Genomic DNA, 204 nt, shown 5'->3' with positions numbered 1-204 from the left:
GGCTGCCTTGTCGTCGGCCTCCCAATCGGCGTAAGCCTTCGCCGAGGGCCGCCTTTCACCGGACGGAGAAGTGTGGCGTAGTCTGGCACTGGGTATCCCCCCGGCAATATCAGCCAGGAAACAGTCAAGATTCACATCTCGGCCATTCTTCGGAAGCTTGGCGCCAGCAGCCGGGCCCAGGCGGTCATGATGGCGCATCAGATG

General features: G+C 62.3%; 1 protein-coding gene. It reads left to right on the top strand.

Annotated elements, in window-relative coordinates; translation table 11 throughout:
• Window positions 1–108: 108 nt before the first annotated feature.
• Window positions 109–204: LuxR C-terminal-related transcriptional regulator (locus tag H261_RS26835; RefSeq protein WP_407636105.1), on the top strand; the 96-nt coding region annotated here is incomplete at its 3' end.

Origin of the sequence: Paramagnetospirillum caucaseum (genome assembly GCF_000342045.1) — a bacterium.
Taxonomy (GTDB): Bacteria; Pseudomonadota; Alphaproteobacteria; order Rhodospirillales; family Magnetospirillaceae; genus Phaeospirillum; species Phaeospirillum caucaseum.
Note: the sequence above shows the minus strand (reverse complement) of the source record. Positions and strands in the feature narration are given on the sequence as shown.